Raw genomic sequence first — 4,460 nt, forward strand, 5'->3', positions numbered from 1 at the left:
GGTGAAAGGTCCCGAATATGCCCAGGTAGTGGGAAATGTATAGCTGAACAGCAAGGGTGTTCACCGTGAGGTAAAATCTGAAGGAAGTCGTTGGCAAATCTCTGGTCCGACGGACAGAAACCGCATACAAGGCTAGGCTACGAGAGATAAGTTGGCATAAAGCAACGAAGTCTAATAACTACCACATTTGTGGTAGCAGAGTAAATGCGGTGGATGAATAAATTAAAGATTGCAGTATTAGATAATGGTGTAGACGAAAAATTGCTTGCATCATGTGGATTACCCGATATAATTCAGCAGAACAAAGGAAATATCAGTGATGAGGAGGATTTGTTTCTGCATGGGACAAATTGTGCCATGATCATAGGGCTTAATTGTGCCGACGCAGAATTATACAGTTATAAACTGCTTGATAATACAGGAAAAGGAAATGTGGATGATCTGAAATCAGCGTTTGACTGGTGTCTGATGAACAATATAAGACTTGTCAATCTGAGTTTTGGAACTACACATGAATATTCCAGATGGTTTTACATCAGCCGTCCGGTGATATGGAAATCACTTTTTAGATCCGCTTTTGTGCATACCGAATCATAATTTCTGCTGAGACATTTGTAAAGACTGCTACGCACCGCAGATGCGGCAAGGTCTTGACAAATATCCCAACAGAAATGGATAAGTCATCAAGCACAAAATAGGCGATTTCCGAGTACCGGAACTCTGATTTCCAAATTTCCGGAAGTGCGATTTCATCGCACAAGAATATTCAACACATTTTAAGGACAAAGGAATAATTCGGCAGTTGGTAAATCAATATGCCAATAAGGGACTTATCATAATTGCGGCAACTGCTAATAGTGGGTATACGGCTTTTCCGGCATCCTTTTCAAATGTTATCGGAGTAAAAGCAAAAGATACATTTAACATTGATGCGGAAGGTTTGCGGGATAAAGGTGTGGATTTTGCAGCTCCATCGGAACACAAAATCTGGTTTGGAGGAAACGATATAACGCTTCAGAAAAGTAACAGCTATGCGGCACCTTATGTAACAGCAATGGCTGGAAGGTTAATGATGGAACAGTCATGGATCAATAATGTATGGCAGATTAAGAAGCATTTATACCAGAAATTCAGGGGAAAATGTGTACAATATATTCCGGATTGGATAGAAAAAGGATGGATTGCCGGAAAGGTATTAAAGAGTAAGGAAGAGGTTTATTTTGAGGTAGCTGCAAAGGAAGAAGCAGACACTGTAATTTTGTATGATAAAAATGAGTTTAATGAATACAGGGAGAAGCACATTGTGTATCTTGGCAATGAAATAGCAGAGCAGCCGGATACACAGTGCTTTTTCTGGAGCAGAAGAAACAGAAAAGAACAGATCTTATGTTCAAGGATAAAGAAGGAGAATATTAATATACCTGTCATACTTTTAAAAAGTGGTAAAGAACAGGATCAGATATGGTGGCTTACGGAATTAAGAAAGAGTTTTGAAGCGGAGGGCTATAATGCATATGCTATTTCCACTGAACAGGAGAGCGTATTGTATGATTTAGAATATATCCCTTTTGCTGTTGATGAAAATATAAGTAATAAGATTGGTGATTTCCTGTATTGGCAGACTTATTACAACCAGTCTGATTTGATTATTTGTGGAATACAGGAAAAAGAAAGTATCGGTGTGGAAGCCGATATATTTGTAAGAATAGAAAATGGGAAGAAGCAGACAGGAATACAAATTTATTGCGACAAAATAAAAAAGGCGCAGATGTGTTTTGGAACCCTCGGAGAGCAGCAGATAAAGGAAGTATATGATTGTCTGCTTACAATCCTGACGGAGGATGAAGATGGGGAATAAAGAAGCAGTAAAGAAACTGCTGGGAATGTTAAAGGGGTATAGAAAAATAATTGCTCTGATTATTGCATGTCTGCTCATTTCAACAGGATTGAATATGTGTATCCCGTTACTAAGCAGGGGGATTATGGATTATGGTTTCATAGGCGGAGATAAAGAACTGCTTATAAAACAGGTAATAGGTTCACTGCTTATCTATATGATGATAGCAGTTATTGATATTATAAAAGAAAAGAAGCGGGTAGATATATCTGCGAATATACAATATTCTTTATCGGAACAGTCATTTCAACGTCTGATGAGGATAAAAGCAAACTATTTCAGCAGTAAAAATTATGCGGAAATCCTAAATAACATAAATATAGATATAGGAAATATGACTTCTGTTGCAGATGAGGGTGTGTTTTTTGTTGTCACTCAGGCATTCAGTATGGTAGGTGGAATTATCGGACTTTTTATCTTAGATTACAGAATGACACTCATGGTACTTCTTTTTATTCCGGTAAAAGCGGTTATTATGAAACATTTTGCAAAGAAGCGAAAAAGAATCATGGACGAGTTTATTACAGAAAGCGAAAAATATGCCGGATGGTTTGGAGATACTGTTGGCGGTGTAAGGGAAGTAAAGCTTTTTGGAATACAGGAAAATAAGAGAGCCGAATTTGCTGACAGACAGCTTTCTGTAATCAATAAACAGAAAAAGATGAATATGCTTGCCCAGTGGAACGGCATAACGGATAACATTATCGTACATCTGCTGACCAGCTTGATATATATTATTGGCGCAAATCTTGTTTTTGATATGCAGCTTTCAGTAGGCAGTGTGTTTGCGTTTATTACATATAGTGCGTATGTGACAGGACCTATTTCAGCAATACTCAATATCGGGTATCTTTTGTCAGGAATTATTCCTTCAACAAAGCGGTATTATGAGTTTATGGCACTTGAAGAAGAAAAGGAAAATGAGGAGGGCATGACCGAGCCTTCTTCGGTGATCTGGAATTACAGAATCTTTCTTTTTCATATGAAAAGGATAAAGCGGTACTGTCCGATATTAATATTGCTTTTCCAAAGGGAAGTAAAACGGTGCTGATTGGTCGGAATGGTTCGGGAAAAAGTACACTGATAAGTCTGTTGCTGCAATTATACCAACCTACAGGCGGAAAATAACATTAAATGGTATAGATATTTCGGAGTTTGTTTTGAGAGAATACAGAAATATGGTATCTGTAGTAAGCCAGGAGATCTATCTGTTCAATTCATCTATCAGGGATAATATCTGTATGTATAAAAATATAGATGATAAGACAATTATGGAAGCCTGTAAAGATAGTGGACTTGCTGATTTTATTTCTGAGGTGTCATTGGATTATGTGGTAGGACAGAATGGGGCAATGCTTTCCGGAGGACAGAAACAGAAAATTGCACTGGCAAGGGCATTGGTGCATAACAGTCCGGTTATTATATTTGATGAAGCCACATCTAATACAGATGTGTATTCTGAACATCAGATTAACGGACTGCTCCATACGAAACTGAAAGAAAAGACGGTCATAATCATTACCCACAAACAGGAGATATTAAAAGAAGCAGATCAGATTATCATGCTGAAAGATGGTGCTGTTGTTGGAAGTGGAGTCTATGATGATTTGTCAAAAGATAATCTGGAATTTAAAAATATTGAATAATACATTGCCATGAATTGACAGGAGATAGTAAAATCTGCAAAGTATTACACGAAAATGGCAAATGGTTACAGATTGCCAGACACCATAATAATTTCTGATATAATGCGATAAGTCAGAAAGGATGATGGGGCTATGGGGAAACGAGAGCACATATACAAAATTATTGCAGAGAATATCAGAAAAGAACGAAGAAGGCTTGGAATTACGCAGGCAGAGCTTGCAGAACGGGCGGATGTATCATTGGATACTATCAAAAGTGTTGAAAATGGCAGAAGGGCAATGAGTCTTGATACATATTTGAATATTGTTCATGCATTGGAGTCATCGCCTATGGTTCTGATGAGCCAGCAGCACCCTAAGAAGCACATTGAGCGTTTTGCATTTATGATGAATCGGTGCGACGAAAGAGAAATAGAATTTGCATTACATATGATTGAACAAATATTAAGAGGACAGGAAGATTATCTGAGTGAATAGACGGGTAGTTATCCTGTCCTTTGTCTATGACTCTTTTGCAAATTTTTCAGCGAGATGGTATATGATTTCTTCAATGGTGGGAGTATCATTTTCACATGGAAAGTCTGTCCAGAAGCGTTGCATTTGTGGATCAGGGCTTTTTAAAGCAATGGAAACTGCCCGCCCAATTTCCTGTTGGACTTCTTCTTTTGTGATTCCTTCTTTTTCGGCAATGATTTCTAAATATTTATCAACAGAGTATGTGCTTTTATCATTCATAGTGTTGTTGTGAATCCTTTCTGAGAAGGGTATCTACGGGCAAATTGTCAGGTGCTTGAATTGTCCCGGTTGAATACCATAAAAGTAAAACAGATAATCCGTTCTATATTACATAATAACCTTGAGAGCTGTTTTCTATGCAGCTTATGGCTATTTTCTATTCTATCATATACATACAGTAC

5 protein-coding genes and 1 pseudogene are annotated in these 4,460 nt (G+C 37.7%); 5 read left to right on the top strand and 1 reads right to left on the bottom strand.

The annotated features are described in order from the left end of the window. The first annotated feature begins 213 nt into the window (after positions 1-213). The 5 genes and pseudogenes from ROSEINA2194_RS01015 (at position 214) to ROSEINA2194_RS01030 (ending at position 4,020) form a co-directional block, all read left to right on the top strand. Positions 214-597, top strand: coding sequence for a S8 family serine peptidase (locus ROSEINA2194_RS01015; RefSeq protein ID WP_014081252.1), 384 nt, complete (start codon positions 214-216; stop codon positions 595-597). Positions 598-802: 205 nt separating this feature from the next. Continuing rightward, positions 803-1,858, top strand: coding sequence for a S8/S53 family peptidase (locus ROSEINA2194_RS01020; RefSeq protein ID WP_007882335.1), 1,056 nt, complete (start codon positions 803-805; stop codon positions 1,856-1,858). Next, a complete protein-coding gene (locus tag ROSEINA2194_RS21610) occupies positions 1,848-2,948 on the top strand; it encodes an ABC transporter transmembrane domain-containing protein (protein WP_227970598.1) in 1,101 nt (366 codons plus the stop codon). The genes ROSEINA2194_RS01020 and ROSEINA2194_RS21610 overlap by 11 nt, the downstream gene beginning before the upstream one ends. After that, positions 2,942-3,543 (top strand): annotated as a pseudogene (locus ROSEINA2194_RS21615) (ATP-binding cassette domain-containing protein). Before ROSEINA2194_RS21610 ends, ROSEINA2194_RS21615 begins: the two are co-directional and overlap by 7 nt. A gap of 132 nt (positions 3,544-3,675) precedes the next feature. After that, positions 3,676-4,020: a helix-turn-helix domain-containing protein gene (locus ROSEINA2194_RS01030; RefSeq protein WP_007882339.1), complete on the top strand. Its 345-nt coding sequence runs from the start codon at positions 3,676-3,678 to the stop codon at positions 4,018-4,020. 24 nt (positions 4,021-4,044) lie between these two features. Here the strand turns inward: ROSEINA2194_RS01030 and ROSEINA2194_RS01035 are convergent, their stop codons facing one another. Next, complete coding sequence (locus ROSEINA2194_RS01035) at positions 4,045-4,278, bottom strand: hypothetical protein (protein ID WP_007882340.1); 234 nt, start codon at positions 4,276-4,278, stop codon at positions 4,045-4,047. Between the last annotated feature and the right edge of the window lie 182 nt (positions 4,279-4,460).

The sequence above is a fragment of the Roseburia inulinivorans DSM 16841 genome (assembly GCF_000174195.1).
GTDB lineage: Bacteria > Bacillota > Clostridia > Lachnospirales > Lachnospiraceae > Roseburia > Roseburia inulinivorans.